Source organism: Streptomyces sp. SID14478, assembly GCF_010548525.1.
In the GTDB taxonomy this organism is placed as follows: domain Bacteria; phylum Actinomycetota; class Actinomycetes; order Streptomycetales; family Streptomycetaceae; genus Streptomyces.
Genome location: NZ_JAAGMG010000311.1, coordinates 1 through 3418, shown reverse-complemented (window position 1 = coordinate 3418; position 3418 = coordinate 1). Strand labels below are relative to the sequence as shown.

General features: G+C 66.4%; 3 protein-coding genes. All 3 read left to right on the top strand.

Translation table 11 applies throughout. From position 1 onward, the window contains the following. Positions 1 to 821 precede the first annotated feature (821 nt). The 3 genes from G3I40_RS10565 to G3I40_RS10555 all read left to right on the top strand — a co-directional run bounded on the left by G3I40_RS10565 (position 822) and on the right by G3I40_RS10555 (position 3314). Positions 822 to 1265, top strand: a complete 444-nt coding sequence (locus G3I40_RS10565) for a hypothetical protein (RefSeq protein WP_203643803.1) — start codon at positions 822 to 824, stop codon at positions 1263 to 1265. A gap of 68 nt (positions 1266 to 1333) precedes the next feature. Beyond that, complete coding sequence (locus tag G3I40_RS10560; RefSeq protein WP_164301900.1) at positions 1334 to 1822, top strand: hypothetical protein; 489 nt, start codon at positions 1334 to 1336, stop codon at positions 1820 to 1822. 316 nt (positions 1823 to 2138) lie between these two features. Beyond that, positions 2139 to 3314: a DUF932 domain-containing protein gene (locus G3I40_RS10555; RefSeq protein ID WP_164301899.1), complete on the top strand. Its 1176-nt coding sequence runs from the start codon at positions 2139 to 2141 to the stop codon at positions 3312 to 3314. Positions 3315 to 3418: the final 104 nt, after the last annotated feature.

The following is a 3418-nucleotide window of genomic DNA, read 5'->3' as shown; positions in this document are numbered from 1 at the left end:
CCCGATGCCGACCCAGCCCCTCATCCCCAGCCCCGACCCCAGGGACGTCGCCGTCCGCCGTCACCGCAGCCGACACACAGGCCACGAACGAACCAGCAACCGAGCAGCGATCACAGTGACAGCCTCCATGACGTCAACTACCGCCCCACACAGGGCAGTTCACGTCACGCCCGTGACAGACGCGACGAATGAGACGCTAAGGCCGACACTCCGACAAGAGTCCCCGCGATCACTTGGACGAGTGACAAATCCCCGTTCCACTCACCACGCCACACCCCCATGCGCTACAGAGCACAACCCAAAGGAGATCCGGCGAACACACCACCAGCCAATCCGGACTCACACCACCACCAAACCCGGAACACCACCACCAACACCAACCACCCGAAACACCCGACGACCAGCACAAAAAAGCCCCCGCCTCAATGGCGAGGGAACTCGGACACCCCAGTGCCACCTTCCCCGATCCTCACATCCGATCCTCTGGCCGGTCCCTCGTTCTCTGTGTCGGTCGCGGAGCCTGCGACGCGGCCGACAGGACACCGAACCGCCGTCCCGAGCGCGCGCCGCCGGTCGTCTGCTGCCTGCTCTCCTTCTTCTCCTTGTTGCTTCAGAGGTCCGGGGCGCGTGTGAGGGGTTGTCAGGGTGCGTACCGGTCGGGAATCTTGGTTTTGAGCTGCGGTTATGCAGGTGGGTTGGGGTGGTGTGGTCTGTGGGATGTTGGGTCAGATGTCTGGTCAGATGCTTGGTCGGATGTCTGGTCAGATGGTGTGCGGGATGTTGGCTCGGCGTGGGGGGTTGTCCAGACGCTCGACTTGAGTATGATGGAACATGTCGAAAGGGAAGGCGGGGTGGTTCCCGCCGTCAGCTCGGCAACGCCGAAAGTTCGTCAACAGGAAGGCATCTCCGTGGAGATCGTGATCACCGACGGAACGGTCAAGCAGGCAAGGGACGTCGAGAGCAGCGAGGCGTTTCGTGTTCGCGCCATTGCGAATCACCTCCCGCGCCCGGAATTGATCGCAGCGGCGACCATCATTCACAATCTGGACGAGAACAGCACGGGAATTCGCTTCGAGACCAATGCAGGCCCGGTTCTTCTCATGCTGCCGGTTGCTGCCGGTTTCGACTTTCAGCTGATCCACGAGAGCGAGACCGGGCCGGTCATTCTCCAGTCCATCAAGGCTGCCGAGCGGGGCCGCATTCTCGCGCCTCGGGTTATTGCCTACCGCCTCAGTGAGGCTCTGCGTACGCGCGGCCTGAAGTAGCCGTTCCCGCCTGGGGGCATCCGACCCCTCAGGCGTCCCCGGAGTTCCGCCATCAAGAGGGAGTGATCATGAGTACACGTCTGAGGCCGGCCGAGGCGCGGGCCGAGGCCCCGAGCGACAGCGAGGAGGAACAGGTTCAGGAGGCGTTCGAGGAGGCGTGGCGGGCCGTCCTGTGCGCCGGGGGTTCGATGTCGGCGCGCACGTTGGCGGCGGCCCGCCCGGTCTTTGAGGCCGGGTGGATCGCGGGTGCGCGCAGTGGCAGTACGGGCATGGCGTTGCAGGATGTTCCGTTGCCGTTGGGTCAGCTGGAGTTGGCCTTCATGGCGGTGGAGCGTCCGTTGCGGGTGTTCGATCATGTGCGGTACCACGGCAGTTGCCCGGATGCTCACGGGCCGTACGTGGTGTGCGGGATCGTGCAGGAGCCGACCGATGCGGGCGGGGTGCGTACGGTCTACGAGTTGGGCCGGTTCGAGGGTGGCGCGTTGGTGGTGAAGCTGCACAACGTGCGGGCGGAGTCGATCACGAGCGGCGCAGGGGTGCTCGATGGCGGACTGTAATGCGTGCGAGGACGGCAGGTTTCGGTGCGTGGATGACGTGCCGGTGTCGGAACGTGGCGGGTGGCAGTCCTGTCCGTACCTGACAGAGAGTCAACTCCAGGCGCAGTACGAAGTGTTCGAGCCGGAGGAGCACCTCTACGGATGGGGGTAGCCCCTTCGGGTTGATGGGTGGGGCAGTTCGTGGAAATGGGTTGCCTCACCCTCGATCTAGAGTATTATGGAACAGGTCGGAGGGGAGAGAGGGTGGTCCCCTTCCCCCCTCCCGACCGCAGCCAAATGTTCGTCGCTACGAAAGGAGCCCACTGTGGCTCAAGGCATGGCACAGAACACCGAGCGCGCGACCAACGTCACCGCCGACGGCGCCCGCAACGCTGAGATCGCCGACCTGGTGCGCATCCTGGAGGGTCAGCAGCACCGCAAGCTGGACGTCATCGCACCGGCCGCTGCGCTGCGGTTCCGCCAGGGCAACGTGCACGTCGAGGGAGTCGAGTCCCAGATCACCGAGGACGGCGTCACGAACGTCGATGGCATCTACCGGCCGACGGCCGTCGCGGACGAGGGGGTGGCGGACAAGCTCCGCATCCCGCTCGCGTACCTGCGCCGGATGCGTACGGACAACGTCGCGCTCCTGGACGAGAACGTGAACGCGTGGCTCCGCCAGGAGCCGGAGCGCAAGTTCATGCTCCGCGCCTTCCGGGGCGAGAACGCCCCCGGCTCGGCGCCCGCCGAAGGCGTGGCCCGCGCGCTGCTGTCCGACAGCTACAAGCTCATGGACAATTTCGACATGCTGCTGGCTGCGCTCGACGGCGTGCAGCAGTCCGGCCACCCTGCGCGCGTGACCGGGTGCGATCTCACCGACCGCCGCATGTACGTGCGCGTCGAGTCCGAGGCCGTTGCCGTGCAGGCCCGCGCGCTGCTGCGCGGCTACCGCTCCCCGTTCGACGGGCGTAGTGGCGACGAGCTCCCGCTCATCTCCGCCGGGTTCGTGATCACCAACTCCGAAGTCGGCTCCGGGGCGTACACGATCACCCCGCGTGCGGTTTTCCAGGTGTGCACTAACGGCCTGACCATGGCCAAGGACGTCATGCGCGCCGTGCACCTTGGGGGCAAGCAGGAGGAAGGCGTGGTGTCCTGGTCGGGGCAGACCCAGCGCAAGACGCTGGAGCTGATCACGGCCAAGACCGCCGACGCGGTGCGTACCTTCCTGTCGCGGGACTACGTCGAGGCGAAGGTGTCCGAGATCGAGGCCGCCGCTGGGGTGCCGCTTGCGGAGCCGACGAAGACCATCGAGCACGTCAGTAAGGCGCTCAGCATCGGTACCGAGGCCAAGGACCGGATCCTGGCGCACTTCGTGCAGGGAGGGCAGATGACCGCCGGAGGGGTCATGCAGGCGATCACGTCGACCGCGCAGACCCTCACCGACGCCGACCAGGCCGCCGCCCTCGAAGCGCTGGCCGTCCCCGCGCTCACCGCTGCCGCAGCGCACGCCTGACCGATCCTGTGGGGGCCGGGCGATAGCTTCCCGGCCCCCACGGGCTGCACCCCGCTTAACAGGCCCACGCCGGGCACGAGGGGCCCCGCGCGCCACGAGCGGGG

Coding starts and splice junctions, on each gene's coding strand:
- G3I40_RS10560 (WP_164301900.1), top strand. CDS start 1,334: ATGAGTACACGTCTGAGGCCGGCCGAGGCGCGGGCCGAGGCCCCGAGC.
- G3I40_RS10555 (WP_164301899.1), top strand. CDS start 2,139: ATGGCACAGAACACCGAGCGCGCGACCAACGTCACCGCCGACGGCGCC.
- G3I40_RS10565 (WP_203643803.1), top strand. CDS start 822: ATGATGGAACATGTCGAAAGGGAAGGCGGGGTGGTTCCCGCCGTCAGC.